Raw genomic sequence first — 25,616 nt, 5'->3', positions numbered from 1 at the left:
GCTCAAGCGCCTTTGTCAAACGACAGGACTGGCGCGCCGAGCGCTTCGAAATCAGGCTCGATACCGAGGCCCGGCCCGGACGGCGCTTTCATGCCGCCATTGACGCGCTTCGGCGCGTTGGCGGCGATGGCTTTTGTGCCGTAGGAATTGAAATCCGTTGCCGAGAAGACGAAATCGGACGGGGTCGACTGCGCCAGATGGGCAATCGCGGCGGTGACGATGTCGCCGCCCCATGTGTCTTCGATGGTCATGGGGATGCCGTGTGCCACGCACACATTGCGCATGGTGCGCGCCTTCGAAAGGCCACCGACCTTGGAGATTTTCAGGTTGATGACGTCGAATGCGTCGTCGGCCAGGCCGCGTACGAGCATATCCAGACCGGTGATGTTTTCATCCATGACGAAAGGCTTTGCCGTGCGGCGGCGGATCGACAGGCACTCGTCATAGGTGGCGCATGGCTGCTCGATATAGACATCGAGATCGGCCACCGCATCGACCACACGTGCTGCCTCGTGCCGCGTCCAGCCGGTGTTGGCGTCGGCCACGAGAATGTCCGTGTCGTCGAGGATTTCGCGGCAGGCGCGGATGCGGGCGATGTCGTCATCCGCATTGCCGCCGACCTTGAGCTGGAACTTGGTGTAGCCCTCGGCCTTGTAGCCGGCGATCTTCTTTGCCATCTGATCCGGGTCTTCCTGCGAGATGGCGCGGTAGAGGCGCACCTCGTCCTGCGCACTGCCGCCGAGAAGCGTGACCAGCGGCAGGCCGCTTGCCTTGCCGAGAAGATCCCAGCAGGCGATGTCGAGCGGCGCTTTCACATAGGGGTGGCCGTTGAGTGCCGCATCCATGCTGCGGTTGACGAGACCGAGATTGGTGGGATCGAGGCCGATCAGCTTTGGTGCGATTTCCTCAAGTCCGGCCCGCACGCCGCGCGCATAGGACGGCAGATAGGCCGAACCCAGCGGGCAGCATTCGGCATAGCCGGTGATGCCCTCATCCGTCTCGATGGCGACGACGGTGGAATCGAAGACCTCGACAAAATTTCCGTTCGACCATGAATAGCGCCCTTCCTTCAGCGGCAGGTCGACCTGATAGGCGCGGATAGCTGTGATTTTCATGGTCTCTCCTCAAACGACAACAAAGCCGTGGGCATAGGGATCGCGGTCGTCGATCATGATCGTGTTGTAGCCCGTGACACGCGCCCAGCCGGCGACCGAAGGCACGATGGCGGGCTTGCCTGCAACCTGCGTTTCGGCCTCCACACGGCCTTCGAACATGGAGCCGATGATGCTTTCGTGGACGAAATCGTCGCCGGGTTTCAGGAGCCCTTTCGCATGCCAATGCGCCATACGCGCCGAGGTGCCCGTGCCGCAGGGTGAGCGGTCGATGGCCTTGTCGCCATAAAACACCGCATTGCGCGCGTGCGCTTCAGGCCGAGTGGGTTTGCCGGTCCACAGAATGTGGCTCAGGCCCTTGATGTCGGGCTTTTCAGGATGCACGAAATCGTATTTCGCGTTGAGGGCGGCGCGCAGTTTCGGGCTCCAGCCTATGAGCTCGCCCGCCGTGTGGTTCGCCATATCCTCGAAGGCAGGCTGCGGCTCGACGATGGCGTAGAAATTGCCGCCATAGGCGACATCGACCGTGACTTCGCCAAGCCCCTCGACCTCGGCTGTGAGACCGGTCGCATGAACGAAGGCCGGCACATTGGTGAGGCGCACCTTTTCGACAAAACGATCGTTCTGCTCGTACTCCACAACGACAAGGCCCGCCGGCGTGTCGAGACGGACCACGCCGGGCTCGCGCGGACGGATGAGGCCGTTTTCGATGCCGATGGTGATGGTGCCAATCGTGCCATGCCCGCACATGGGCAGGCAGCCCGACGTTTCGATGAAGAGGATGCCGATGTCGCAATCCTCCCGCGTGGGCGGATAGAGGATGGAGCCGGACATCATGTCGTGGCCGCGCGGCTCGAACATCAGGCCGGTGCGAATCCAGTCATATTCGGCGAGGAAGTGCGCGCGGCGCTCCAGCATGGTGGAACCCTGGAGCTGCGGGCCGCCGCCGGCCACCACACGCACGGGGTTTCCGCAGGTGTGGCCGTCGATACAGGTGAAGGTGCTGACCGCCATGATGCTTTCCTGTCAAAACCGGCCGGGCCGGAAGGGCGATATGTCGATGGGTGGGGTTCGTTCAAGGATGAGATCAGTGATGAGTCGAGCCGTGGCGGCCGACTGGGTGAGCCCCAGATGGCCGTGGCCGAAGGCATAGAGGATGCGGGGGCTGGAGGAGGCCCGCCCAATGACCGGAAGCGAATCGGGCATGGAGGGGCGCGAGCCCATCCACTCCGTTCCCCCTTCGCGTTTCAGACCCGGCAGGAAACCGGCGGCCTTGTCGAGCATGTTCCGTGCGCGCTTGTAATTGACCGGGGCATCGAAGCCGGCAAGCTCGGACGCGCCGCCAACGCGGATGCCTGTGGCAAGCGGCGTGACCACGAAGCCGTGCGCGGGAAAGATGACCTGCCGTTTCAGGTCGAAGCTGCCGGGCGGCAGCGTGGTGTTGTAGCCGCGTTCGGGTGTGACGGGCAGTTTGTCACCGAGCAGGGCAGTGAGCTTGCTCGACCACGGCCCGGCGGCGAGAACGGCATGGGCTGCCTTGAGGGTTTGACCACCCTCAAGAGTGACCATGACGCCTTCGGTGCTAACAGCAAGGTGAGAGACCGCTCCCGCGACAAGCTTGACGCCCCGCGCCCGGGCGGCTTCCAGCAGGGCAAGCGCATAGTCGCGCGGGTCGCTGACCGTTTTCCACTGCGGCAGGAACACGCCCTTTACCAATCTCGGCGAGAGGCCCGGCTGCAATTCGGCGAGGCGTGCGCCTTCCACGTGCTCGATCTCGACGCCGGCCTTTTCGCAACGTTCCCAGCTTTTCAGCGAGGCGCGCCATGCGGCCTCGCTCTCATAAAGCTCCAGAGCGCCATCATGGCGCACCAGATGGTCGAGCCCGGCTTCCCGCGTGAGGGTTGCGGTTTCTGTTTCGGAAAGCCGGTTCAGGGCCGCCTGCGCCGCCGTGCTGGCCTCGATGCGGTCTGGCATGGAGGCGCGGAAGAAGCGCAGAAGCCAGGGCAGAACCTTTGGGAACTCCGCCGGCGGAATGGAGAGCGGCCCCAGTGGATCGAACAGCCATTTGGGCGCCTTGAAGAGAATGCCGGGTGACGCCAGCGGGAGGATGGAAGGAAAGGCGAAAGCACCGGCATTGCCCCGGCTCGCGGCATTGGCCGGCGCATCGCGCTCTATGAGTACGACCTGCCGGCCGGCCTGCGCCAGGCGGAACGCAGTGGCGATGCCGATGATCCCGCCGCCTATGATGGCGACATCGGCGTTTCCTTGCGAACGGGCTTTGCCCATCCTCCGCTCCTTCCGATCAGGGCTGCGTGTAGGCAGTCTTCACCGTCGTGTAGAATTCGACGGCGTAGCGCCCCTGTTCGCGCGAACCGAAGCTCGAGCCCTTCGTGCCGCCGAAAGGCACGTTGTAGTCGACACCGGCGGTCGGCAGGTTGACCATGACCATGCCGGCCTCCGACTTCTGCTTGAAATCGCTCGCATATTTGAGCGAGGTGGTGCAGATGCCCGAAGAGAGGCCGAAGCTCGTGTCGTTGGCGACGTGCAGCGCTTCCTCGTAATCCTTGACGCGGATAACGCTGGCGACAGGCCCGAAGACCTCCTCGCGGTTGATGCGCATATCGTTGCTGGTCTCGGTGAAGAGTGTGGGCGCCATGTAGAAGCCGGGCTTGTCCAGCGTCAGGCGCTCGCCGCCGATGGCGAGCTTTCCGCCTTCCTGGCCGGCGATCTCGACATAGGACAGGTTCTGTTCGAGCTGTTTTTCATCGACCACCGGGCCCATCTGGGTTTTGGGGTCGAGCGCATCGCCGACGACGAGGGTCTTCAGCTTTTCGGTCAGGGCAGCGACGAAGCGGTCGTGAATACCCTCCGCTACGACGAGGCGGCTGGAGGCCGTGCAGCGCTGCCCGGTGGAGAAGAATGCACCGTTGAGTGCCGCACCCACTGCCACGTCGAGATCGGCATCGTCCAGAACCACAAGCGGGTTCTTGCCGCCCATTTCGAGCTGCACCTTCTTCAGATGCTCGCCACAGGCTGCGGCAATGCCGCGCCCGGTGGGCACGGAGCCGGTGAAGGAGATTGCGCGGACCTTGGGGTTTTCGATCATGCGCGGGCCAAGCTCGGAACCGCGGCCCGCAACCAGATTGAACACGCCTTCCGGCAGACCGGAGCGCGAAAGGATTTCCGCCAGCGCCCAGGCGGAACCCGGCACGAGTTCGGCCGGCTTCAGCACGACCGCATTGCCATAGGCGAGTGCGGGGGCAATCTTCCACGCCGGGATGGCGATAGGGAAGTTCCACGGGGTGATCATGCCGATGACGCCCATGGGCTCGCGGCGCATGTCCACCTCAACGCCGGGACGGATGGAATCGAGACGTTCGCCCGGCAGGCGGACGGCCTCTCCTGCGAAAAACTTGAACACCTGGCCGGCACGCACCACCTCGCCAATGCCTTCTGCCAGCGTCTTGCCTTCCTCGCGCGAAAGCAGACGGCCAAGCTCGTCTTTGCGGGCGATGATCTCATTGCCGACGGCATCGAGAATGTCATAGCGCTGCTGCGGGGTAGACCGTGCCCAGCCCGGCGCCGCGTCATGTGCCGCATCGATGGCGCGGTCGAGGTCGGCTGCGCCGGAGCGCGCTGCCAGCCCAACGACATCGCGCGTGTCAGACGGGTTGATGTTTTCAACCTGACTATTGCCCTCGATCCACTCGCCGGCAATGTAGTTCTTGAAATGGTTGGTGCCTGTTTCACTCAGCGCCATTGGTGGAATACCCCCGAATTCAATCAGTTTCTGTTTGGCCGTCTCACTTCAACGGGCAGCCTAACGCACACGTGGTCTGCCAGTCATGCGATGGTTCGTTATGCCAGCCTGCCGTTTGCACATAAGACATCTCTCGGGCCACCTACCGGCGGATCATGAGAACCCAACCAAACATCGCGGAGAAATCTTTAACTCAGATTGGATCCAATATACAATTGTAAAATCGGCAGCTGCAGGACTCGCGTTTGCGTGTCTCAAACGCACAGACACGGAGACGGTGGATGCCAACATGCCTCAGGCGGGATCGACACGATGAAGCTGGACAGAATCGACATCAGACAAACGGCCTCGGCCACCGATCTGGTCTTCGAAGCCCTGCGCAAAGCCATCATCGAGGGTGAACTGGCAGAGGGAGAACATCTGAGGCAGGATCACATCGCGCAGATGTTCAACACCAGCCGCATTCCCGTGCGCGAGGCTCTTCAGCGCCTGGAACAGGACGGCCTGGTGACCACGCAGCGCTTCAAGGGGACGGTGGTGGCGGCGCTCTCGGTCTCAGAGATCGAAGAGATATTCGAGTTTCGTGCCTTGCTTGAGAGCGAAATGATCCGACTTGCCGTTCCAAGCCTCACACGCGAGCAGCTGGAGGCCGCCCGGGCAAACCTGCAGGCGTTTGCCGAGACCACCGATCCCGGAAGCTGGGGGGAAGCAAACCGTAACTTCCACTACGGGCTCTACGAGGCTGCAGACCGCCCCTACCATCTGCAAATCATCCGCTCCTCACTCGACCGGGTCGACCGCTATCTTCGCGCGCAGCTTACCCTGACCGACGGCGCGCAGCGCGCAAACCGGGAGCACATGGCAATATTCGAGGCTTGCAGGAAAGGCGACGCGGCTGAGGCTGCCGACCTCACCCGCGCCCACATTCTCGATGCCGGCCGCTCGCTCCTTTCAATATTGGAGAAGCGGCGCGGCTAGATGGTCAGCACTGACCGGGACGAACGACCCGGAAGCCGGCAGCACGCGCGCTGCACGCATTGCCGAATGTCCGACGCTGGCCGCCCTTGCGGGCGCAAACAGGCCTGTATTCACGCGTGCAGGCCTGCGGACGGCCTGGCCGGTTCGACTGAGGCCGGCAGGTGCCTGGGCGCACGATCCTGAAACCCTGCGCGCGCGCCGAACACGCATTGCCGAAGGTGCGCTGCTCTCCGCCGCGTCGTGCGCAGACGGGGTTGTATTCCATCGTACACATCTGTGGCCGATCCGGCCGCGGAGGACGAGGGCGATTGGGGCCTTCCTCGACTACGACGGTACAACTCGCCAGAATAATCGCGGCGCCCGCGAGTGCGCCCATCCGGGACATGATCTTTGCAATGAACACGGTCTACCCTCTCTCGACTTTCGGTGCGGAAACTCCGCTCAATCCCCGAAAGCAGATTAGCCGATTTGTGGAACGATTCCATCCCGTTGTACAAAGATCGTAAACAGAAGACCCATCTTCAACGCAGGCGACGAATCGTATCTCCTGCGGGAAAGCAAGTGGGTGACATCCCGTTCTTCTGCTGCCAGTCACCGATGGAACGGCGCGTCTTGAAACCCACGAGACCGTCTGCCCCGCCGACATCATATCCCAGCCGTTCCAGGCCGCGCTGCATTCCGGCAACATCACCGCGGCTGAACCCGCCAACCCGGCCCCATGATGTGGCGAATTCGCTGTTGCCATACATGATACGGTCGCCGGCATGGCCAACGAAAAGCGCATAGAGATCGCTCTCATTGTAATCCTTGAGGCGATAGAAATTCGGCGTGACTATGAAGGCGGGGCCGTAGCGTCCCGCAGGCATCATGAGATACCCCTCGCCCGTGAGCTCGTGCTCGGGGAAAGCCTTTCCACCGACACGCCGAATGCCGAGCGCCTGCCAGTCTGCTATGCGCTTACCGCGATCCGGCCCTTCGAGAGCGCAGGACACGGATTGCGGGACAGTGACTTCAAAACCCCAGTCACGCCCCCGAACCCAACCATGCTGCGCCAGATAATTGGCGATGGAGGCCAGAGTGTCTGCGTCGGAATTCCAGATGTCGGCCGTGCCATTGCCGTCGCCATCCACCGCGTATTTCAGATAGGACGAGGGCATGAACTGTGGCTGCCCCATCGCACCGGCCCAGGAGGAGCGCATGGTCCGTGGTGAAACGCCCCGGCGCTCCACCATTTCGAGTGCCGCCAGAACCTCTTGCCGGAACATCTCTTTTCGTGTGGCGAGGAACGCCTTGGTGCCGAGAACCTCAAAGGCGTCGTAAGGGATCTTGGCGCGACCAAAGCCGGATTCACGCCCCCAGATGGCGAGCAGGATGCCGCGAGAAACGCCATAACGCTTCTCGATCGCAGCAAGAACGCCGGAAAGCTGACCGGCGCGGGAGCGGCCACCCGAAACAACGCCGCCAATATGTTTGAAATAGGCGGATGGAGCACGGAACTCGGCCTGATGCTGGGTGTCGCTCCGTGGCTTGCCCTGTCCCGGAAGAACGAGATCAGGCAGTTTCAGATTGGGGGAAACATTGGCAAAGGCTGCATTGAAAGTGGCAGAAGAAATGCCGCGCTGCTGCGCCTCGGGCCAGAGATCACTCGTCAACCAGTTGCGGAACTGCGCCTCGATGGATTGGGCAAAGGCTGGCAGGGCGATCAGACTCATGAGCAGGAAGGTGGTGAGGCGGATCGCGTGACAAAATCTCAAGGCGTTTCTCCCGTTGATCAAAAGCTCGTGCGCGACTTCAGCGCCGCCGAGAGCGTTCCCTCATCCAGATAGTCGAGTTCGCCGCCCACCGGAACGCCATGGGCAAGGCGTGTGACCTTCACCTCCATCCCGGCAAGCTGATCAGTGATGTAGTGGGCCGTGGTTTGCCCCTCGACCGTGGCGTTGACGGCGAGGATCAACTCCGACACGCCGCCTTCGGCCACACGACTGACCAGCCCCTTGATGTTGAGATCATCCGGACCGACACCATCAAGCGGAGAGAGCGTGCCGCCGAGAACGTGGTAGCGCGCGTTCATGGCGCCGGCGCGCTCCAGCGCCCAGAGATCGGACACGTCTTCCACCACGATGATCGTGCTATTATCGCGGCGCGGATCGGTACACAGGGTGCAGGGATCGCTGGTATCGACATTGCCGCAGGTGGAGCAGATCCGCACCTTGTCGACGGCTTCGGCCATCGCCGCCGCAAGCGGGGCGAAGAGTTGATCCTTCTTCTTGATCAGATGAAGGGCTGCCCGCCTGGCCGAACGCGGCCCAAGCCCCGGCACGCGGGCCAGAAGCTGGATAAGACGTTCGATTTCCGGTCCGGCGATGGATTTTGACATGACTGTTCCGCCCACACATGGCCAAGACGAGGCCGGCCACTCTTGCTGCTAGAAAGGCAGCTTCATGCCGGGCGGGATCGGCAGGCCGGCGGTCATTTCCTGGGTTTTCTCCTGAATGGCCGCTTCGAGCTTCGTTTTGGCATCATTGTGCGCAGCAAGGATGAGGTCTTCGAGAATTTCCACATCGTCTTCCTTGAAAAGCGACGGGTCGATTTTCAGCGCCTTCATCTCGGATTTTCCGCTCAGCGTCACCTTGACCGTGCCGCCGCCAGCCTGACCCTCGATTTCCATTTCGGCCATTTCTTCCTGCATGGCCTGAAACTTGGCCTGCATTTCCTTGGCCTTGCCCATGAGGCCCATCAGATCGCGCATTTTGATCTCCAATTCATTCAAAAATCGTCGTCGTCATCATCGTCCGGGTCTATCGGATCGATGGCATCGGCTGTTTCATCGACCGTATCAGGGTCGGTTGCGTCAGGGATACGGATATCGATGATCTTCGCACCGGGGAAGCTGTTGAGGATCGCCGCAACCGCCGGATCAGCCTTTGCATCGGCGATTGCGCTCTCGCGACGCCCCTCTTCCTGCTCGGCGAGCGTCGGCCCGCCAGCCTCGCTCGAAAGCGAGACGATCCAGCGACGGCCGGTCCACTCCTTCAACCGGTTGGTCAGGTCGCCCATGACCGTCTTGGGGGCATCTTCGGTTAGACTGATGTCGAGGCGGCCAGGCTCGATAGAGACAAGCCGGACACACCGCTTGAGCAGCACCTTGAAGGCCATGTCCCGCTTTGCATCGGCGAGTTTGGCGATGTCCTCAAGCGAGTTGAGCGGAACGGCGTCCATCTCCTCGGGCACCGCGGCCGGCTGTTGCATCGGCACCGCCGCCGATTCGGGCTGAACCAGGCGCATTGTCTGACCGCCGCCGGACACGGGGGCGTGTTGCGTGGCGACGGCAGAAGCCATGGCGCCGCCACCGCCGCCATTCCCTGAGGGAGACACTCCGGTTGGTGACGAGGATTGACCATTGCTTGCGCCCGCCGGCATATCGTCGAGCCGTTTTAGCGCCTCATCGAGTGTCGGAAGACTGGCCGCGTGGGCGATGCGGATCAGCACCATCTCGCCAGCAGCCATGGGCCGGCCGGAGGTCTGCACCTCCTGAATGCCCTTGAGCAGCATCTGCCAGGTCCTCGAGAGAACGCGCACGGACAGCGTTTTGGAGAATTCGAGACCGCGCGTGCGCTCGTCTTCGGAAAGTGCTGCGTCTTCGGCAGCTTCCGGCACGAAACGCAGACGGGTGACCAGATGATTGAACTCGGCCAGATCGTTGAGCACTGTCGCCGGGTCGGCCCCGACATCGTACTGCGCACGGAATTCGGCGAGGGCGGCCGCCACATCGCCCTTCATCAGATGTTCGAACAGGCCGATGATGCGGCTTCGGTCGGCCAGCCCCAGCATGTCGCGCACGGTTTCCGCAGTCACCTTGCCGGAGGAATGGGCAATCGCCTGATCGAAGATCGACTGGGCATCGCGCATCGAGCCTTCGGAGGCGCGCGCGATCATGGCCAGAGCCTCGTCTTCGGCCTCGACCCCCTCCAGCCCGCCGATGCGGGCGAGATCGGCCTTTATCATTGCCGCATCGATGCGACGCAGATCAAAGCGCTGACAGCGCGAGAGGATCGTGATGGGAACCTTGCGGATTTCCGTGGTGGCGAAGATGAACTTCACATGCGGCGGCGGCTCCTCAAGCGTCTTCAACAGGCCGTTGAAGGCCTGGTTGGAGAGCATGTGAACCTCGTCGATGATGAACACCTTGTAGCGCGCGGAAACCGGTGCGTAGCGTGCCTGGTCGATGATGTCGCGAATATCGTCGATGCCGGTATGCGAAGCGGCATCCATCTCCACCACGTCCACGTGGCGGCCTTCGAGGATGGCGCGGCAATGCTCGCCTTCGGTGGAGAGGTCAACCGTCGGCTTGTCGATCGTATCGGTCTTGTAGTTGAGCGCACGCGCCAGAATGCGCGCCGTCGTCGTCTTTCCCACGCCCCGCACACCGGTCAGCATCCATGCCTGCGCGATGCGCCCGGCATTGAAAGCGTTGGTGAGGGTGCGCACCATCGGCTCCTGGCCGATCAGTCCGGTGAAATCGCTGGGGCGGTATTTGCGCGCCAGAACCCGGTAGGCGCCGCCGGCCTTTTCGCTTGTCTTGGTGCCGGCCTCGCTCATTGCCTTCTCGCGCTCCGTGTTTTGTCCTGACGCCGGCAGTGTCCCCTTGGACAAGGTTCTGCGTCAATGGACAATGTGGACGGCAAGGCTGATATCCGGTGAATGCGGCCTGAGAAAGAAAAGAAGGTGGGAGGCTGGCACGGCGACCCGTGCCTGGCTCGTTAGGGCTGCTTCCTTCCGGACCTGACCCGGTTGGCGAGTGGCGCGTCCACCACCAACCTCCCGGCCCCCATATCGGAAATTGTGAGAACAAATGCAAGGGCAAGAGACGCGCTTTCGTGACCTTGGCCAATCATTCGCTTGCAGGCGCAGGCGGCTGCATCTAGCGTTGACGAGCAAAATGAGGAGAGCCGATGCTACCAGACGCAAAACAGGGTTTCGAGCTTGATCCAAAGCTGGAGGCTGAAAGCCTGCATGTGATGTGGCTCGGCCTGTGTGAATTGCGCCTGTGCGATGACAGGAGATGGCCCTGGCTCATTCTGGTTCCGCAGCGCCCCGGTGCGGAGGAAATCCATGACCTGACACCTCTCGATCAGGCCATGGTCAGCTTCGAGACCAACATGGTCGCGCAGATGCTGAAAGAATTGACCGGCTGCACGAAGATCAACAGCGCCGCACTCGGCAACGTGGTTCGGCAGTTGCACATCCATGTGGTGGCGCGCAGCGAGGATGACCCCGGATGGCCCGGCCCTGTCTGGGGACATGGCGTGCGTGAGCCCTATCGCCGCGAAGACCTGCACCAGTTCGCCGAGACGATTCGCGGCAAGCTATGAGTTTTCCTGAAACCCGGTAGATCGCCCTTCATGACCTTTCCATTTTTCGACACCCCACGCGACGAAGCGAGCCAACGCGTCGCCTTTTCCGGAAACCGCATCGACCGACAGGCTGAAGCCCGTACAGACGATGCCGGGGAACGCGCGCTGGAGAGCCCGAACGCGCGCCTGCTTCTGTTTTCGCAAGGGCGGCTTTTCATGCGTGTGGACGGTGACGAGGCGTTCAATCCCTATTTTCCACGAGACGAAGCCTCTCGCTTAGCAGCCGACCTGAAGGGTGCGGTGCTTCTTGGCCATGAGGACGGAAAGCCGGTTCTGGCCGTACCCTCGACGGCAGATATTGAAAACCTGCCTGGGCCTCTCAAGGCAATCGACTATCGTTCCATCTATACGCAGGGACTTTTGCAGCCCTCTGAACTTGGCGCGCTGGCGCAGGGAGCAGCGCTGCTAGCCTGGCACGAGAGCCATCGGTTCTGTGGTCGCTGCGGCAGCGAGACCGAGATGCGCGACGGTGGCTATAAGCGACATTGCCCGGCTTGCGGTCGTGATCATTTTCCCCGTACCGATCCGGTGGTGATCATGCTTGCGGTGCGTGGCGAGCATTGCCTTTTGGGCCGCAGCCCTCATTTCGCACCGGGCATGGTTTCCTGTCTTGCGGGATTTGTGGAACCCGGCGAGACAATCGAGGCTGCGGTGCGGCGCGAAACGCAGGAAGAGGCCGGCATAACTGTGGGTTCTGTCGCCTACCATGCCAGCCAGCCCTGGCCGTTTCCCTACTCGCTCATGATCGGCTGTTATGGAAAGGCCGAGAGCGAGGCGGTCACCATGGACGAAAACGAGTTGGAGGCATGCCGCTGGTTTTCCCGCGAGGAGGTCCGGCTCATGCTGGACAACAAGCATCCGGAGGGCTACCGCGTGCCGCCCACGGGCGCGATAGCCAACACACTCATACGCGACTGGGTGCTCGCAGGGTGAACATATTGCCCCGATGACTAATCGTCATCTTCCGTCTGCGTGGCACGAAAGGGATGCCCCTCATAAACGCCGAGGATGCGCACTTCGCGCGAGAAGAAGCTGAGTTCCTCAAGAGCCAGAGCGACATTGCGGTCGTCCGGATGCCCTTCTACATCGGCGTAGAACAGGGTGGAAAAGAACTTCCCGCCAAGCTGATAGCTCTCAAGCTTCGTCATATTGACGCCATTGGTGGCAAAACCGCCCATGGCCTTGTAGAGCGCGGCGGGAACGTTGCGCACCCGGAAGATGAACGTGGTCATCATGAGCTGCTCGGAGGAGGTCCGCGCTGCCTGCTTCTCCTCCTTGGACAGGACAACGAAGCGGGTGACGTTGTTGTCGGTGTCCTCGACATTCTCCATGGCGATGTCGAGACCATAGAGTTCGGATGCCAGCCGTGGCGCAAGTGCGGCATTGGAGCGCTCGCCCAACTCTGCGACGAGGCGGGCGGCACCTGCGGTATCGCCGGCGACCGTGCCCTTCCAGCGGTTCTTGCGAATGATGTTGCGGCATTGTCCGAGCGCGTGAATGTGGCTGTAGACCGTCTTGATCTCCTCGGTCTTCACACCCGGCAGCACCATGAGCTGAAAGTGGATCGGCAGGAAATATTCACCGACAATATGAAGTTTCGAACGCGGAAGAAGATGATGGATATCCGCCACCCGTCCGGCGATCGTGTTCTCGATCGGGATCATCGCCAGATCGGCCGCGCCGGTCTCGACGGCGGTGAAGCAGTCCTCAAAGGTCGGACAGGGAAGCGGCTCCATGTCAGGAAACATGTTGCGGCAGGCTGTGTCGGAATTTGCACCGGGCTCGCCCTGGAAAGCGATTTTGTTTGTGTTGGCTGCCATGATCATGTGTCCGTTTTCAATGCGAGTCTTTGCCTGGCTCTCTCCAGGTCTTCAGGGGTGTCTACACCCAGCGGCACCGATGCGACGATCTGCGCATCAATGCGCATACCCGCCTCCAGCGCCCGCAACTGCTCCAGCCGCTCGCGCGTTTCCAGGACAGAGGGGGGCAGAGAAACGAAACGCTGCAGCGCCGCGCGCCGATAGGCATAGATGCCGACATGATGATAGAGCGGTCCGTCTCCCCAGGGGGCGGTCGCACGGGTGAAGTAAAGCGCCCGCAAGCGGGACGAATCGCTGTCCAGGGGGGCGCCCACTATCTTCACCACGTTGGGATTGGTTTTTTCTGCCTCATCCCGAATCTCCACGCCGAGGGTGGCGATATCCACCTGCGGGTCGCTCAGCGGGCCTGCGACAGCGCGAATGTCCTCCGGGGCGATGGTGGGCAGATCGCCCTGCAGATTGATGATGCGCTCAAAGCGACCGTCCGGATCAAGGCTGCCCAGCGCCTCGAAGATGCGGTCGGAACCGGACTGATGATCCGTGCGCGTCATGATGGCGGTGAAACCGGCTTTCTGGACTGCCACGGCCACCTCCATCGAATCGGTTGCGACAGCCACATCGCCGGCCTCGCTCTCGCTTGCGCGGCGAGCGACGTGCACAATCATCGGCGCGCCCGCGATATCGGCCAATGGCTTGCCCGGCAATCTGGTCGAGGCCATACGCGCGGGAATTATGATCAGGCTGGACATGGAGGCCGGAACTCTTTTGAATTGCTAAAGTGGCAAAAAGTCTCACTGGGAAGTGCCTTATATGTGTTGCATGCGCGGAGCAAAAGACCTAGTTTCCGCGCGATTTTACCGGCAACGGCCGAACGCGGGGGACATTGGCGCTGAAGTTTCTTTCTTCTCGCCGCCGCGAGCGTCCGGAATAGGGAGCCTCAGGGCGTATGAACTCGTTCGAACTCAACAAAATCCTCGGCGCGCTTCTGGGCGCCGTTTTCGTCATCTTCTCGGTCAGCATTCTTTCGGACGCGATTTTCTCGTCGCCGCCACCTGCTACACCGGGCTATGCGATCGAGGTGGCCGAGGACGCTGGTGCAGGCGCATCCGAGGGGCCGGCCGAGCCGGAATCCATTGCGCCGCTTCTCGCCTCCGCTGACGCCGGCAAAGGCGAGAATATCTTCAAGCGCTGTCAGGCATGCCATACGGTCGATGAAGGTGGGGCAAACAAGGTTGGTCCCAACCTTTGGGAGATCGTGAACCGGCCGGTCGCAAGCCATGAAGGCTTTGGTTACTCTGCAGCCATGCAGGAATTCGCGCAGGGCGGTAGCGTGACCTGGACTTACGAAAACCTGGATCACTTCCTGACCAACCCCAAGGGCTTCATCTCGGGAACCGCGATGGCGTTCGCCGGTCTGAAGAAAATCGAAGACCGGGCCGATCTGATCGCCTATCTGCGCCAGCACGCTTCCAGCCCTGCACCTTTGCCAGAGCCTGAAGCTGAAAGTGGCGATGATGCTGCGGCCGCCCCGGCGGAAGGCGAGGAGGCTGCTCCCGCCGCCGAAGGCGAGGCCGCCCCGGCTGAAGAAACAACAGCTCCGGCTGAGACGCAGAACAGCGAAGAAGCTGCTCCTGCAGAGGAAACCTCCACGGATGAGGCGCCTGCAGAAGAAGCTCCCGCCGAAGGCGAAGAAAACGCTACATCCGGCAACTAACGAAAATTTAATTTTGCAGAGCTTGAAAAAGCCGGTTTCGACCGGCTTTTTTGTTGCCCGAAAGCATCTCATGGAGAGAGCTTAGGCCCTTGCCATGCGTGGGGGATGGTCTACCTTTCGGCTGGGAACCAAAACACAATGAGGAGAATGCCATGCGGGTGATCGGTGCAAGAGCAACCAGGGCGGTCTGCCTCGCCACGGCTCTTCTGTTCGCCAGCCATCCCGCAAGCGCCGAAGACGAATGGCTCACCAGTTCGTCGCTTATAAAGTCCGAAAGCCAAGAAGGCACGTTCGAGCGCTATGACTATGTAAATCCGGACGCGCCCAAGGGTGGAACGCTGAATTCCGTTGCGCTTGGCACCTATGACAGTTTCAACCCGTTCATCGTGCGTGGTACCCAGGCAGCCGGTCTCAACTATTTCGGCGGTTTTCTCTGGGACACGCTGATGCAGCAGTCTTTGACCGAGCCCAGCACGAGCTACCCGCTCGTTGCCGAAGCGTTCAAACATCCCGAGGACAACTCATCCGCCACCTACCGCATCAATCCCAAGGCGCGCTGGCATGACGGTACGCCGATTACGGCAGACGATGTGGTGTGGTCTCTCAACATGCTCAAGAAGCACAGTCCGCAACACACGCGGTATTTTTCCAGCGTTGTGGAAGCGGTGGCCCTGTCCGAACGCGAGGTGGAATTTCGCTTCGACCAGGCGGGCAACAAGGAACTGCCGCACATTATGGGCGATCTTCCCGTGCTGCCGAAGCACTGGTGGGAAGGCACAGACGCCGAGGGCAAAAAGCGTGACTTTACGCAGCCCACACTCGAGCCGCCGCTTGGAAGCGGCCCATACATGATCGAGAGCTTTACACCCGGCTCAGAGATTGTCTGGAAGCGGGTGGAGGATTACTGGGCCGCTGATCTGCCTGTGCATGTCGGGCGCTACAATTTCGATCGCCGCAGATACACCTATATTCAGGACGAGAATGCCGCCTGGCTCGCCTTCACCAAGGGTGGCCTGCAGGATATTCGCGTGGAGAACCGCTCGCGCCGCTGGGCGACGGAATACACATTTCCGGCGGTCAAGGATGGCGACGTCATCAAGAAAGAATTTCCGACGGGCGGAGCGGAGCCGATGCAAGGCTTCGTTCTCAACACGCGCCGCCCCAAATTTCAGGACCGCCGGATTCGCAAAGCGCTGACGCTCGCCTTCAACTTCGAGGACATGAACCGCACACTCTTCTTCGATAGCTATACCCGTACGGACAGCTATTTCGAAGGAACCGAGCTGGCCGCGACCGGCCTGCCAGAGGGACGCGAACTGGAGATTCTCGAGGAATTCAAGGACAAGCTTCCGCCGGAAGTGTTTACCGACGCGTTCAAGCTCCCGGTCTATGACAATCCGCAGGCGGAGCGGACCTATCTGCGTGAAGCCATCAAGCTCTTTTCCGAAGCGGGATGGAGCATCAAGGGCGGCAAGATGACGAACAATGGCACCGGCCAGCAATTCACCATCGAGTTTCTTGGGAACAGCCCCACTGACGAAATCACGACCGGGCCTTACATGGCGGCACTGCGCAAGATCGGTATCGACGTGTCGCTGCGCATCATCGACCCGTCGCAATATGTGAACCGCATCCGCAATTTCGATTTCGACGCAGTGGCGAGCATCTTCGTCAACTCGCTCTCACCAGGGAACGAACAACGCGAATACTGGGGATCGAAGGCGGCAGACACCCCCGGCACTCGCAATCTTGCAGGGGTCAAGAGCCCCATCGTGGATGCGCTCGTTGAAAAGATCATCTACGCGCAGGACCGCGAAGAGCTTGTTGCGGCAAGCCGGGCGCTCGACAGGGTATTGTTGTGGAATTATTATTGGGTGCCTCAGTGGCATGCGCCTTATGTTCGCATCGCCTACTGGGACAAGTTCGGCATGCCGGATAAGCAGCCCGAATATGCCGGCGTCGACCTTGATTCCTGGTGGATCGATCCGGAGCGCGAAAAAGCGCTGGCCGCGAAATACCGGAGCCAGAATTGAGCGGGCGCGAAAAGCTACCGCGCCGGGACTTCCTGTCGCTCGCCGGTGCGGCGATCGCCCTCCCGTTGCTACCGCACGACGTGTTTGCCGATGTGGAGACCGGATCGCCACTGCACGGGCTATCTGCGTTCGGCGACCTCAAATATGCGCCGAATTTCAACCATTTCGACTACGCCAGCCCAGATGCACCAAAAGGCGGCACGTTCAATTTTCAGCCCGGGTACTGGTTCTTCAATCAAAACGTCCTGACCTTCAATACGCTGAATTCCTTTGTTCGCACCGGCGATGCGCCACCGCGCATGGAGATCTGTTTCGATTCCCTCATGGTGCGGGCCTATGACGAGCCCGATGCAATATACGGGCTTCTGGCCGAGAGCGTGACGCTTTCCGACGACCGCAACGGGTTCACCTTCAAACTCCGCCCGGAGGCCCGGTTTCATGATGGCTCACCGGTCACCGCCGAAGACGTGGCCTTTACCTACGACCTGCTGAAGGAGAAGGGTCACCCGCAGCTGCAGCTGCCACTCACCGAGATGACAGAGGCCTCGGCCGAAGGGTCCGATCTGGTTCATCTGCGGTTTTCCGGTGCGCAATCACGCCGTAATATTCTCACCGTTGCGGGTTTCCCGATCTTTTCAAAGGCGTTTGTCGAGAAAAACGGTTTCGACAGCTCCCGTCTGATGCCCCTCCTCGGCTCAGGCCCCTACAAGGTGGGGCGCTTTTCGGCCGGGCGCTACGTGGAATACGACCGCGTGGAAGACTACTGGGCGCGCGATCTCGGCCCAGCCAAGGGGTTCAACCATTTCGACACGATCCGCATCGACTTCTACCGCGACCGCAATGCCGGGTTCGAGGCTTTCAAGAAGGGCGATGTCTACTGGCGCGAGGAGTTCACATCGCGCGTCTGGGCGACGGGGTACGATTTTCCCGCCATTCGCGATGGCCGCGTGCTTCAAACCGAAATCCCCGGTGAGAAGCGCCCACAACTCTATGGCCTCGTGCTCAACCAGCGACGTGAACAATTCAAGGATGTGCGGGTGCGCGAAGCCATCAGCCTGTGCTTCGACTTCGAATGGACCAACCGAAACCTGTTCTACGACGCCTATGCGCGGTCGCACTCGTTTTTCGAACGCTCGCCTTACATGGCCGAGGGGGATCCCTCGCCCGAGGAGCAGGCGCTGCTCGACCGCTTTCGCGGCGAGGCGCCGGAGGCAGCGTTTGGAGAGGCGGTGAAGCAACCGGTCTCCGACGGATCCGGCCGCGACCGCAACAATCTGAGACGCGCGCGCCAGCTTCTGACGGAGGCCGGCTGGACCCCGCGTGACGGTGTTCTCCACAATGAAAAGGGCACGCGCTTCACACTGGAATATCTGGTGCGGGATGAACTCTTCCTGCGGCAGGATGCGAGCTTCGGCGAGAACCTGCGGGCCATCGGCATCGATGCGTCCACCCGTGTGGTGGATGCCTCGCAATATCAAAGCCGGCAAAGTGCATTCGATTTCGACATGATCTCCATGGCGATCGGGCTGACCGCCACACCGGATGCAAACGGGCTCGAACAGATATTCCACTCCCGCACGGCAAGTGTCGAAGGGACCTACAATTTTGCAGGCACAGCCGATCCGGTGGTCGATGAACTGATCGAAATTGCCGGTAAGGCGAAAAGCCGCGACGAACTGACCGTCACGCTAAAGGTGTTGGACAGGGTCTTGCGTGCAAGGCGCGACTGGATTCCAAATTGGCACCTGACGAATCACCGCGTGGCCCACTGGGACATGTTCGGCTACAGCGAGAACAAGCCGGATTACTTCTTCCCGGTGGAATCTCTGTGGTGGTTCGAGGAAGAAAAGGCGAGAGCGATTGGCAAGGCGTAAGGGCGGCGTGGCAGATTTTTCCTCAATCCCCAACGTGAAGAGAGCGGCTGACTGATGGGCGCCTATATCCTCCGTCGACTGCTTCTTATGATCCCGACTCTTTTCGGCATCATGGCCATCTCCTTCATCGTCGTGCAATTTGCACCCGGTGGCCCCGTGGAACAGGTGATCGCCCAGATCACCGGACAGGCGGGCGGCGCGGATGCACGCATTTCCGGCGGCGGCGGCGATTTCAGCAATCAGGGGTTTGACGGTGGGTCTGTCGAAGGCAGCGGCGTGACCTCGAAATATCGCGGCGCGCAGGGCCTCGATCCGGAGTTCATCGCCTCGCTTGAAAAGCAGTTCGGCTTCGACAAACCACCGCTCGAGCGCTTCGCGCTCATGATCTGGAATTATGCGCGGTTCGATTTTGGCGAAAGCTATTTTCGCGACATTTCGGTGATCGACCTGATCCTCGAGAAAATGCCGGTCTCGATCTCGCTTGGCCTCTGGATCACGCTGATCTCCTACGGGATTTCCATTCCGCTCGGCATCCGCAAGGCGGTGAAGGACGGATCGGCATTCGACGTGTGGACCAGCGGTGTGGTGATCGTTGCCTATGCCATTCCGGGCTTTCTGTTCGCCATCCTCCTGATGGTTCTTTTCGCCGGCGGCTCCTTCTTCGACTGGTTTCCGCTGCGCGGCCTGACCTCCGACAACTGGGAGAGCCTTTCCTGGCCGGCGCGCATTCTCGATTATTTCTGGCACCTTGCCCTGCCGCTGACGGCCATGGTGCTTTCCGCCTTTGCCACGACGACACTTCTGACCAAGAACTCGTTTCTCGATGAAATACGCAAGCAGTATGTGGTGACCGCGCGCGCCAAGGGGCTGTCCGAACGGCAGGTGCTCTACGGCCATGTCTTTCGCAACGCCATGCTGATCATCATCGCCGGATTTCCCGGTGCATTCATCTCCGCCTTCTTTACAGGCTCGCTGCTCATCGAGAGCATCTTCTCCCTTGATGGGCTCGGCCTGCTGGGCTTCCGCTCGGTGATCGACCGCGATTATCCGGTGGTCTTCGCTAATCTCTACATCTTCTCGCTGCTCGGTCTGGTCATCAGCCTGATCTCCGATGTGACCTACACGCTGATCGACCCCCGCATCGACTTCGAGCGGAGGGATGTGTGATGTCCGATATTCAGGTGCAAAGCGAAGTGGCGGCGGTGCGTCGCCCCGGCAGAAGGCCGTGGCTTTCGCCGATCAACAAGCGCCGCTGGCAGAACTTTTGCGCCAACCGGCGCGGCTACTGGTCTCTCTGGATCTTCCTGATCCTGTTCGTGCTGTCGCTGTTTGCCGAATTCCTGGCCAACGACAAGCCGATCCTCGCCTATTACAAGGGTGAAGTTCTGTTCCCGGTCATGGTGGATTATCCGGAAGAGAAATTCGGGGGCTTCCTTGCTGTAACCGACTACCGCGATCCGATCATCTCCGAGGAGATCGAGGCCAATGGGTGGATGGTGTGGCCGCCCATCCGCTATTCCTACCGAACGGTGAACAACGAGATTCCCGAAGCTGCACCTGCCAAGCCTTCCTGGATGTACACCAAGGAAGAGCGTTGCGGGCGCTATCTGCAGGGGGTGGACGACCCGGCCTGCACGCCCGGCAACTGGAACTGGCTTGGCACGGATGACCAGGCGCGGGACGTGCTTTCGCGGGTGATCTACGGGTTCCGTATCTCGGTTCTTTTCGGCCTGATCCTGACCGGTGCCTCGGCGCTGATCGGCGTGAGCGCCGGCGCGATACAAGGCTATTTCGGCGGCTGGACAGACCTTCTCTTCCAGCGCTTCATCGAGATATGGTCCTCCATTCCGGTGCTCTATCTGATCCTGATCATCGCCGCCGTTCTGCCGCCGGGCTTCTTCATCCTGCTCGGCATCATGCTGCTTTTTTCCTGGGTGGCTTTCGTCGGCGTGGTGCGCGCCGAATTCCTGCGCGCGCGCAATTTCGAATATGTAAGTGCGGCACGGGCGCTTGGCGTTTCCAACCGCACGATCATCTTCCGCCACCTTCTGCCCAATGCGATGGTGGCCACCCTCACCTTCCTGCCCTTCATCCTGAACGGCTCGATCACGACACTGACATCGCTCGACTTTCTGGGCTTCGGCCTGCCGCCGGGCTCGCCATCACTGGGTGAACTTCTGCGGCAGGGCCAGCGCAACCTCAACGCGCCATGGCTCGGCATCGCCGGCTTCCTGAGCCTTTCGATCATGCTATCGCTCCTGATCTTCATCGGCGAAGCCGTGCGCGACGCCTTCGACCCGCGGAAGACGTTCAAATGATGGGCCGGATGACCTATATTGAACGGGCTGGATGCAGGAGATGACAATGGGTGTGGTCACCGTCAATCACTATAGGGCATCCAAATTGCCCAAGGAGCTGCGCAAGGACATTCCCCACGACGCTTTGGTGAAAGTGACCGTGGAAGAAGAAGTTAAGCGAGAAGCTCCACCACGCACGCCGGAGGAACTGCTGGCGCAGATCGAGCGCGTTCGCGCTCGCCAGACCCGACGCGTTTCCAGCGAAGACGCGGCAAGACGCATTCGGGCGCTGCGCGATGAGTGGGACGATTGATGGAGTTCACCAGGCTCTATCTCGACACCGCAATCTTTATCGAACTCGCCGAAGTGCAGGGCGAAATACAGACACTGCTTTACAATCTGATCGAGAAACAGATGCAGGGCGGCGAACGCTTTCTATGTACGAGCGAACTGGCGCTGGCGGAGCTTCTGGTTGGGCCCTACCGGGACGAGGATGATGACCTCATTCAGCTCTACGACAACTGGATCGTGGAGGATAATTCCTGGCTGGATGTGAGGCCTGTTACACGGGAGGTCCTGTGGAGCGCTGCCCTCGTGCGCCGACAGTTCAAATCCGTGAAGCTGCCCGATGCGATCCATCTCGCTTCGGCGATCGGATTCGAGTGCAGCCATTTCCTGACCGCCGACAAGCGTATACCCGGCCAGGTTCGGTTAAAGAACGATCGCTGGCGTGGAGAGCGTTTTTCTCCCGAGCTCTCGGTCATCCTGCCTACAGCGGAAAATCTCCGCGCAATCATTGAATCGCGACCATGACATCAGCCCCTCTCCTTTCGATCCGCGATCTATCCGTTGCCTTCAGGCAAGGGGCTCAGGAGACACTTGCGGTCGATCATATCTCGTTCGACATCGCGCGCGGCGAGACCGTCGCTCTGGTCGGTGAATCGGGATCCGGCAAGTCTGTCTCGGCGCTTTCGGTCCTGCGGCTTTTGCCCTATCCCGCGGCGAGCCATCCCTCCGGCGAAATCCTTTACAATGGGGTGGACATCCTTGCCGCCGATGAAGCGACACAGCGCAAGGTGCGCGGCAACGAGATCTCCATGATCTTCCAGGAGCCGATGACCTCGCTCAACCCGCTGCACACCATCGAGCGCCAGGTGGGTGAGGTCTTGAAACTGCATCGCGGAATGAGCGACAAGGCGGCGCGGGAGCGGACCCTCGAATTGCTCAATCAAGTGGGCATTCGCGATTCGGAAAAGCGGCTCGATTCCTTTCCGCACCAGCTTTCCGGCGGCCAGCGCCAGCGCGTGATGATCGCCATGGCGCTCGCCAACGAGCCCGACCTCCTGATCGCCGATGAACCGACCACCGCGCTCGACGTGACAGTGCAGGCGCAGATCCTGGAGCTTCTGGCCGATCTGCGGCGCAAGAAATCCATGTCGATGCTGTTCATCACCCATGATCTGGGCATCGTGCGCAAGGTGGCAGACCGGGTCTGCGTGATGACGGACGGCAAGATCGTGGAAAGCGGGCCGACGGAAGAAATATTCACCAACCCACAACATGCCTACACACGCCACCTTATCGAAGCCGAACCGAAGGGCCGCCCGCCCAAGGCGGATCCGACTGCAGAAACCGTGATGAAAGGCGACGAGATCAAGGTGTGGTTCCCTGTAAAAAAAGGGTTGCTGCGCCGCACGGTGGATTACATCAAGGGTGTCGACGGCGTCGACGTGACAGTACGTGCCGGCCAAACGCTCGGTGTGGTGGGGGAATCGGGCTCCGGCAAGACGACACTCGGCCTGGCGCTTGCCCGCATGATCGGCTCCGAGGGACATATTCAGTTTTCGGGCGCGGAGATCGATCAACTCTCGTTTCGGCAAATGCGTCCCTACAGGCACGACTTGCAGGTGGTGTTTCAGGATCCCTACGGTTCGCTCAGCCCGCGCATGTCCGTCGCCGAAATCATCGAGGAAGGGCTGCGCATTCACCAGCCTGGCCTCTCGGCCGAGGAACGCGACGCGATGGTCGTCGATGTTCTGAAAGAGGTCGATCTCGACCCCGACAGCCGGTTTCGCTATCCGCACGAATTCTCCGGCGGTCAGCGCCAGCGTATCGCCATTGCCCGCGCCATGGTACTGAAACCGCGTTTCGTGATGCTGGACGAGCCCACCTCGGCGCTCGACATGAGCGTACAGGCGCAGGTGGTGGACCTTCTGCGTGATTTGCAGAAGCGGCACAATCTGGCTTATCTCTTTATCAGTCATGACCTGAAAGTGGTGCGCGCGCTTGCCAATGAGGTGATCGTCATGCGCGCCGGCAAGGTGGTGGAGGCCGGTCCGGCGGAGCAGATCTTTGATGCGCCACAAACCGACTACACACGCGCGCTGATCGCAGCCGCGTTCAACATCGAAGCCACGCCCGGAGGCGTGGTCAGCGAATAAATATCGAGGGGCAAACGATGAGCACTCCGGAACGCGGTCGCGTCCTTCTTTCCGTGACAGGGTTCAATCCTCAACGCTGGTACGACCTTCTCTCGAAAGAGCGAGAGGTCGTTCTGGAGCCTGATGGCACGGAGGACCCTTCCATTGACTACGCTGTGGTATGGAAGCACCAGCCCGGCGTACTTGCCAGACTGCCGAACCTGAAAGTCATCTTCTCGATCGGCGCGGGTGTGGACCACATCTTCGCCGATGATCAGGCGCCGGATGTGCCCATCGTGCGTGTGGTGGCGGACAATCTCACGCAGTACATGTGCGAGTATGTGACGTGGCGTGTGCTCGATCATCACAGGCAGGGTTCCGTCTACCGGGAACAACAGGTCCGGAAGGTCTGGCACGAGCCGCGGCAGCCACCAGCCAACGAGGTTTCGGTCGGCATTATGGGGCTCGGTCAGCTCGGCACACGCGCCGCGAAGGCACTGCGTGCGATTGGTTTTTCGGTGAATGGCTGGAGCCGTACACCCAAGGACGTGGAGGGTGTCAGGGGCTTTCATGGAGAGGACGGGTTGACCCCCTTCCTCAACGCGACCGACATCCTGGTGGTCTTGTTGCCACTGACAGCCGTAACCCACGGCATCGTCAATTATTCACTGCTCTCGCGGCTTCGACAGGACGGGCCACTGGGCGGCCCCTGCCTCATCAATGCTGGACGCGGCGGCCTGCAGCGCGAGATCGACATCCTCAAGGCGCTTGAAGCGGGCGTGCTGAAGGAAGCGAGCCTCGACGTGTTCGAGCGCGAACCGCTGGCACCGGAAAGCCCCCTGTGGTCGCACCCCAGGGTTTTCGTGACGCCGCATGCGGCGGCCACTTCAGACCCGGCACATCTGGCGCCTCCCATGTTGCAACAAATGGACGCCTTTGAGCGTGGTGAGGCATTGAAAAACCTCGTCGACCGCAACGCCGGGTATTAAGGGCGACGGTAATGCGTTGGACGACCGTATAACCGTTCAATCCGTTCGATGGCATCGCTCAGCGGCTCACGTGCGACGGTCATGGTGTTGCCGTTGGCATGAAGCATCATCTCGTGATCGAGCATGATGGCCACATGGCCCTTCCAGAAAACGAGATCGCCGCGTTGAACCGCGGTCTCGGCAGGATCAATCAGCGTGCCGATGCTGTCGGCCTGCATGTCCGTGTCGCGGAGCACGGTTTTTCCGGCCATGCGCATGGAAAGCTGCACCAGACCGGAACAATCAATGCCGAAACCGCTCGTTCCACCCCACAGATAGGGTGTGTGCAGAAAGATTTCTGCGACCGTAACGTAGTCCTCTTGGTGTGAGGCGAGAGGTTGCAGGTGGCCAGCAATCATCGCGCCACCCGATGCGAGAAGCATATATTGCGTACCCCGGTTTTCGACAATCTCGCTCACGCTGACAGCGGCGCCCATGCTGTGAGCGGCGATTGCGGGTTTCTTCAATTCCGGCTCGGGATAGACAAAACTGCGCTGGGCGGTGACGCGGTGCGTGGGCGTGAAATCGGTGTCGGCAAGTGCATTCGTACTTACATAGCCGACATAACCATCGTGTTCTGCCTGCACCCAGGCCCAGCCTTCGCGCTGTTCGAACACGCGCACCGCATCCCCGTGGAGGAACTGGGTGTCCATGCCTGCGTCGGAACGCGGAGCGCTGTGCACATCGGCAACGGGTGTCCCAATGCGGGCGGGTGTGCCGGCCGTGAAACGGGTTGCGTCGACCTTACCCTCCAAGCGGGCATCGGCAAGATCCGGTCGGTGGGCGTGCAGGCGGCGGTCGAGTGTCGTCATAAGGGTAGCTCCGCGGATTTTGCCACCACCACATCGCCGAACCGCTCCACGAACAGGGCGCCCTCGACGGTGCGCTTGATCAGGACATTGCGGCGGTCATTCGGGTCGCGGTGGCGGGAAACGAGTTTGAGCGCGCCCATCGTGTCGAGGGCGCGGGTGATGACGGGTTTGGAGACATCCAGTTTCCCGGCCAGGCCGCGCACGGTGTGCGGAGGCGGATCCAGATAGATCGTAAGAAGGATGGCAAGCTGGCGCTCGGTGAGGTCCGGTTCCTTGGCGCGAACCTCGGCGAGGCTGACCTGCTGCCAAAGACGCAATGCCTGGCTTGGCCTCAGCTGGATGGACATTTCAGGG

General features: G+C 60.9%; 24 protein-coding genes and 1 other RNA gene. 12 read left to right on the top strand and 13 right to left on the bottom strand.

Annotated elements, in window-relative coordinates; genetic code table 11:
• Positions 1-2: 2 nt before the first annotated feature.
• From H7H48_RS16820 to H7H48_RS16805, 4 genes are read right to left on the bottom strand one after another with little or no spacing between them, the layout of a single operon-like run.
• Positions 3-1,115, bottom strand: a complete 1,113-nt coding sequence (locus H7H48_RS16820) for a cis-3-hydroxy-L-proline dehydratase (RefSeq protein ID WP_229450211.1) — start codon at positions 1,113-1,115, stop codon at positions 3-5.
• A gap of 9 nt (positions 1,116-1,124) precedes the next feature.
• Positions 1,125-2,126, bottom strand: coding sequence for a 4-hydroxyproline epimerase (locus H7H48_RS16815; RefSeq protein WP_229450210.1), 1,002 nt, complete (start codon positions 2,124-2,126; stop codon positions 1,125-1,127).
• A gap of 12 nt (positions 2,127-2,138) precedes the next feature.
• Positions 2,139-3,398 carry an FAD-binding oxidoreductase gene (locus H7H48_RS16810; RefSeq protein WP_229450209.1) on the bottom strand — a complete coding sequence of 420 codons (1,260 nt, stop codon included), beginning with the start codon at positions 3,396-3,398 and terminating at the stop codon, positions 2,139-2,141.
• A 16-nt stretch (positions 3,399-3,414) separates the two neighbouring features.
• A complete protein-coding gene (locus tag H7H48_RS16805) occupies positions 3,415-4,872 on the bottom strand; it encodes an aldehyde dehydrogenase family protein (RefSeq protein WP_229450208.1) in 1,458 nt (485 codons plus the stop codon).
• A gap of 312 nt (positions 4,873-5,184) precedes the next feature.
• Here H7H48_RS16805 and H7H48_RS16800 point away from each other — a divergent pair, with 312 nt between their 5' ends.
• Positions 5,185-5,850 (top strand): GntR family transcriptional regulator, encoded by a 666-nt coding sequence (locus H7H48_RS16800; RefSeq protein WP_229450207.1) that lies wholly within the window; start codon positions 5,185-5,187, stop codon positions 5,848-5,850.
• Positions 5,851-6,371: 521 nt separating this feature from the next.
• Here the strand turns inward: H7H48_RS16800 and H7H48_RS16790 are convergent.
• The 5 genes from H7H48_RS16790 to ffs all read right to left on the bottom strand — a co-directional run bounded on the left by H7H48_RS16790 (position 6,372) and on the right by ffs (position 10,672).
• Positions 6,372-7,562, bottom strand: coding sequence for a lytic murein transglycosylase (locus H7H48_RS16790; RefSeq protein WP_229450626.1), 1,191 nt, complete (start codon positions 7,560-7,562; stop codon positions 6,372-6,374).
• A 59-nt stretch (positions 7,563-7,621) separates the two neighbouring features.
• Positions 7,622-8,227 (bottom strand): recombination mediator RecR, encoded by a 606-nt coding sequence (gene recR, locus H7H48_RS16785; protein ID WP_229450205.1) that lies wholly within the window; start codon positions 8,225-8,227, stop codon positions 7,622-7,624.
• Between the two features lie 48 nt (positions 8,228-8,275).
• Positions 8,276-8,599, bottom strand: coding sequence for a YbaB/EbfC family nucleoid-associated protein (locus H7H48_RS16780; protein ID WP_229450204.1), 324 nt, complete (start codon positions 8,597-8,599; stop codon positions 8,276-8,278).
• 17 nt (positions 8,600-8,616) lie between these two features.
• Positions 8,617-10,503, bottom strand: coding sequence for a DNA polymerase III subunit gamma/tau (locus H7H48_RS16775; protein WP_370633412.1), 1,887 nt, complete (start codon positions 10,501-10,503; stop codon positions 8,617-8,619).
• Positions 10,504-10,575: 72 nt separating this feature from the next.
• An RNA gene (ffs, locus tag H7H48_RS16770) (signal recognition particle sRNA small type) lies at positions 10,576-10,672 on the bottom strand.
• Between the two features lie 130 nt (positions 10,673-10,802).
• On the opposite strand from ffs, the gene H7H48_RS16765 reads away from it, so the two are divergent.
• Together H7H48_RS16765 and nudC are read left to right on the top strand one after the other, a co-directional pair.
• Positions 10,803-11,222, top strand: a complete 420-nt coding sequence (locus H7H48_RS16765; protein WP_229450202.1) for an HIT domain-containing protein — start codon at positions 10,803-10,805, stop codon at positions 11,220-11,222.
• A 30-nt stretch (positions 11,223-11,252) separates the two neighbouring features.
• Positions 11,253-12,197: an NAD(+) diphosphatase gene (gene nudC, locus H7H48_RS16760; protein ID WP_229450201.1), complete on the top strand. Its 945-nt coding sequence runs from the start codon at positions 11,253-11,255 to the stop codon at positions 12,195-12,197.
• Positions 12,198-12,214: 17 nt separating this feature from the next.
• On the opposite strand, the gene H7H48_RS16755 is transcribed toward nudC, so the two are convergent.
• Positions 12,215-13,090 carry a prephenate dehydratase gene (locus tag H7H48_RS16755; RefSeq protein WP_370633411.1) on the bottom strand — a complete coding sequence of 292 codons (876 nt, stop codon included), beginning with the start codon at positions 13,088-13,090 and terminating at the stop codon, positions 12,215-12,217.
• Entirely contained in the window at positions 13,087-13,833 is a 747-nt protein-coding gene (locus tag H7H48_RS16750; protein WP_229450199.1) for a 3-deoxy-manno-octulosonate cytidylyltransferase, read from the bottom strand. The genes H7H48_RS16755 and H7H48_RS16750 overlap by 4 nt, the downstream gene beginning before the upstream one ends.
• A gap of 197 nt (positions 13,834-14,030) precedes the next feature.
• On the opposite strand from H7H48_RS16750, the gene H7H48_RS16745 reads away from it, so the two are divergent.
• The 9 genes from H7H48_RS16745 (at position 14,031) to H7H48_RS16705 (ending at position 24,411) form a co-directional block, all read left to right on the top strand.
• Positions 14,031-14,798: a cytochrome c family protein gene (locus tag H7H48_RS16745; protein WP_229450198.1), complete on the top strand. Its 768-nt coding sequence runs from the start codon at positions 14,031-14,033 to the stop codon at positions 14,796-14,798.
• Between the two features lie 152 nt (positions 14,799-14,950).
• Positions 14,951-16,831 (top strand): extracellular solute-binding protein, encoded by a 1,881-nt coding sequence (locus H7H48_RS16740; RefSeq protein WP_229450197.1) that lies wholly within the window; start codon positions 14,951-14,953, stop codon positions 16,829-16,831.
• Positions 16,828-18,705, top strand: a complete 1,878-nt coding sequence (locus H7H48_RS16735; RefSeq protein ID WP_229450196.1) for an extracellular solute-binding protein — start codon at positions 16,828-16,830, stop codon at positions 18,703-18,705. The genes H7H48_RS16740 and H7H48_RS16735 overlap by 4 nt, the downstream gene beginning before the upstream one ends.
• 54 nt (positions 18,706-18,759) lie before the next feature.
• The gene (locus tag H7H48_RS16730; protein ID WP_229450195.1) at positions 18,760-19,872 is read left to right on the top strand and encodes a microcin C ABC transporter permease YejB; all 1,113 of its coding nucleotides are present in this window, start codon (positions 18,760-18,762) and stop codon (positions 19,870-19,872) included.
• Entirely contained in the window at positions 19,872-21,023 is a 1,152-nt protein-coding gene (locus H7H48_RS16725; RefSeq protein WP_229450194.1) for an ABC transporter permease, read from the top strand. Before H7H48_RS16730 ends, H7H48_RS16725 begins: the two co-directional genes overlap by 1 nt.
• Before the next feature lie 46 nt (positions 21,024-21,069).
• Positions 21,070-21,315: a hypothetical protein gene (locus H7H48_RS16720; RefSeq protein WP_229450193.1), complete on the top strand. Its 246-nt coding sequence runs from the start codon at positions 21,070-21,072 to the stop codon at positions 21,313-21,315.
• A complete protein-coding gene (locus tag H7H48_RS16715; RefSeq protein ID WP_229450192.1) occupies positions 21,315-21,815 on the top strand; it encodes a PIN domain-containing protein in 501 nt (166 codons plus the stop codon). The genes H7H48_RS16720 and H7H48_RS16715 overlap by 1 nt, the downstream gene beginning before the upstream one ends.
• Positions 21,812-23,443, top strand: coding sequence for an ABC transporter ATP-binding protein (locus tag H7H48_RS16710; protein WP_229450191.1), 1,632 nt, complete (start codon positions 21,812-21,814; stop codon positions 23,441-23,443). Before H7H48_RS16715 ends, H7H48_RS16710 begins: the two co-directional genes overlap by 4 nt.
• Positions 23,444-23,460: 17 nt before the next feature.
• On the top strand, positions 23,461-24,411 hold the full coding sequence (locus H7H48_RS16705; RefSeq protein ID WP_229450190.1) for a glyoxylate/hydroxypyruvate reductase A: 951 nt from the start codon (positions 23,461-23,463) through the stop codon (positions 24,409-24,411).
• On the opposite strand, the gene H7H48_RS16700 is transcribed toward H7H48_RS16705, so the two are convergent.
• Entirely contained in the window at positions 24,408-25,262 is an 855-nt protein-coding gene (locus tag H7H48_RS16700; RefSeq protein WP_229450189.1) for an NlpC/P60 family protein, read from the bottom strand. The two genes, H7H48_RS16705 and H7H48_RS16700, sit on opposite strands and share 4 nt — an antisense overlap.
• The gene (locus H7H48_RS16695; RefSeq protein ID WP_229450188.1) at positions 25,259-25,609 is read right to left on the bottom strand and encodes a MarR family winged helix-turn-helix transcriptional regulator; all 351 of its coding nucleotides are present in this window, start codon (positions 25,607-25,609) and stop codon (positions 25,259-25,261) included. The genes H7H48_RS16700 and H7H48_RS16695 overlap by 4 nt, the downstream gene beginning before the upstream one ends.
• Positions 25,610-25,616: the final 7 nt, after the last annotated feature.

Origin of the sequence: Nitratireductor sp. B36, from assembly GCF_020833685.1 — a bacterium.
GTDB lineage: Bacteria > Pseudomonadota > Alphaproteobacteria > Rhizobiales > Rhizobiaceae > Nitratireductor.
Note: the sequence above shows the minus strand (reverse complement) of the source record. Positions and strands in the feature narration are given on the sequence as shown.

What these genes read in the sequence shown, in the direction of transcription:
- H7H48_RS16820 (WP_229450211.1), bottom strand. Translation starts at nt 1,115, where the DNA reads ATGAAAATCACAGCTATCCGCGCCTATCAGGTCGACCTGCCGCTGAAG.
- H7H48_RS16815 (WP_229450210.1), bottom strand. Translation starts at nt 2,126, where the DNA reads ATGGCGGTCAGCACCTTCACCTGTATCGACGGCCACACCTGCGGAAAC.
- H7H48_RS16810 (WP_229450209.1), bottom strand. Translation starts at nt 3,398, where the DNA reads ATGGGCAAAGCCCGTTCGCAAGGAAACGCCGATGTCGCCATCATAGGC.
- H7H48_RS16805 (WP_229450208.1), bottom strand. Translation starts at nt 4,872, where the DNA reads ATGGCGCTGAGTGAAACAGGCACCAACCATTTCAAGAACTACATTGCC.
- H7H48_RS16800 (WP_229450207.1), top strand. Translation starts at nt 5,185, where the DNA reads ATGAAGCTGGACAGAATCGACATCAGACAAACGGCCTCGGCCACCGAT.
- H7H48_RS16790 (WP_229450626.1), bottom strand. Translation starts at nt 7,562, where the DNA reads ATGAGTCTGATCGCCCTGCCAGCCTTTGCCCAATCCATCGAGGCGCAG.
- recR (WP_229450205.1), bottom strand. Translation starts at nt 8,227, where the DNA reads ATGTCAAAATCCATCGCCGGACCGGAAATCGAACGTCTTATCCAGCTT.
- H7H48_RS16780 (WP_229450204.1), bottom strand. Translation starts at nt 8,599, where the DNA reads ATGCGCGATCTGATGGGCCTCATGGGCAAGGCCAAGGAAATGCAGGCC.
- H7H48_RS16765 (WP_229450202.1), top strand. Translation starts at nt 10,803, where the DNA reads ATGCTACCAGACGCAAAACAGGGTTTCGAGCTTGATCCAAAGCTGGAG.
- nudC (WP_229450201.1), top strand. Translation starts at nt 11,253, where the DNA reads ATGACCTTTCCATTTTTCGACACCCCACGCGACGAAGCGAGCCAACGC.
- H7H48_RS16755 (WP_370633411.1), bottom strand. Translation starts at nt 13,090, where the DNA reads ATGATCATGGCAGCCAACACAAACAAAATCGCTTTCCAGGGCGAGCCC.
- H7H48_RS16750 (WP_229450199.1), bottom strand. Translation starts at nt 13,833, where the DNA reads ATGTCCAGCCTGATCATAATTCCCGCGCGTATGGCCTCGACCAGATTG.
- H7H48_RS16745 (WP_229450198.1), top strand. Translation starts at nt 14,031, where the DNA reads ATGAACTCGTTCGAACTCAACAAAATCCTCGGCGCGCTTCTGGGCGCC.
- H7H48_RS16740 (WP_229450197.1), top strand. Translation starts at nt 14,951, where the DNA reads ATGCGGGTGATCGGTGCAAGAGCAACCAGGGCGGTCTGCCTCGCCACG.
- H7H48_RS16730 (WP_229450195.1), top strand. Translation starts at nt 18,760, where the DNA reads ATGGGCGCCTATATCCTCCGTCGACTGCTTCTTATGATCCCGACTCTT.
- H7H48_RS16725 (WP_229450194.1), top strand. Translation starts at nt 19,872, where the DNA reads ATGTCCGATATTCAGGTGCAAAGCGAAGTGGCGGCGGTGCGTCGCCCC.
- H7H48_RS16720 (WP_229450193.1), top strand. Translation starts at nt 21,070, where the DNA reads ATGGGTGTGGTCACCGTCAATCACTATAGGGCATCCAAATTGCCCAAG.
- H7H48_RS16715 (WP_229450192.1), top strand. Translation starts at nt 21,315, where the DNA reads ATGGAGTTCACCAGGCTCTATCTCGACACCGCAATCTTTATCGAACTC.
- H7H48_RS16710 (WP_229450191.1), top strand. Translation starts at nt 21,812, where the DNA reads ATGACATCAGCCCCTCTCCTTTCGATCCGCGATCTATCCGTTGCCTTC.
- H7H48_RS16705 (WP_229450190.1), top strand. Translation starts at nt 23,461, where the DNA reads ATGAGCACTCCGGAACGCGGTCGCGTCCTTCTTTCCGTGACAGGGTTC.
- H7H48_RS16700 (WP_229450189.1), bottom strand. Translation starts at nt 25,262, where the DNA reads ATGACGACACTCGACCGCCGCCTGCACGCCCACCGACCGGATCTTGCC.
- H7H48_RS16695 (WP_229450188.1), bottom strand. Translation starts at nt 25,609, where the DNA reads ATGTCCATCCAGCTGAGGCCAAGCCAGGCATTGCGTCTTTGGCAGCAG.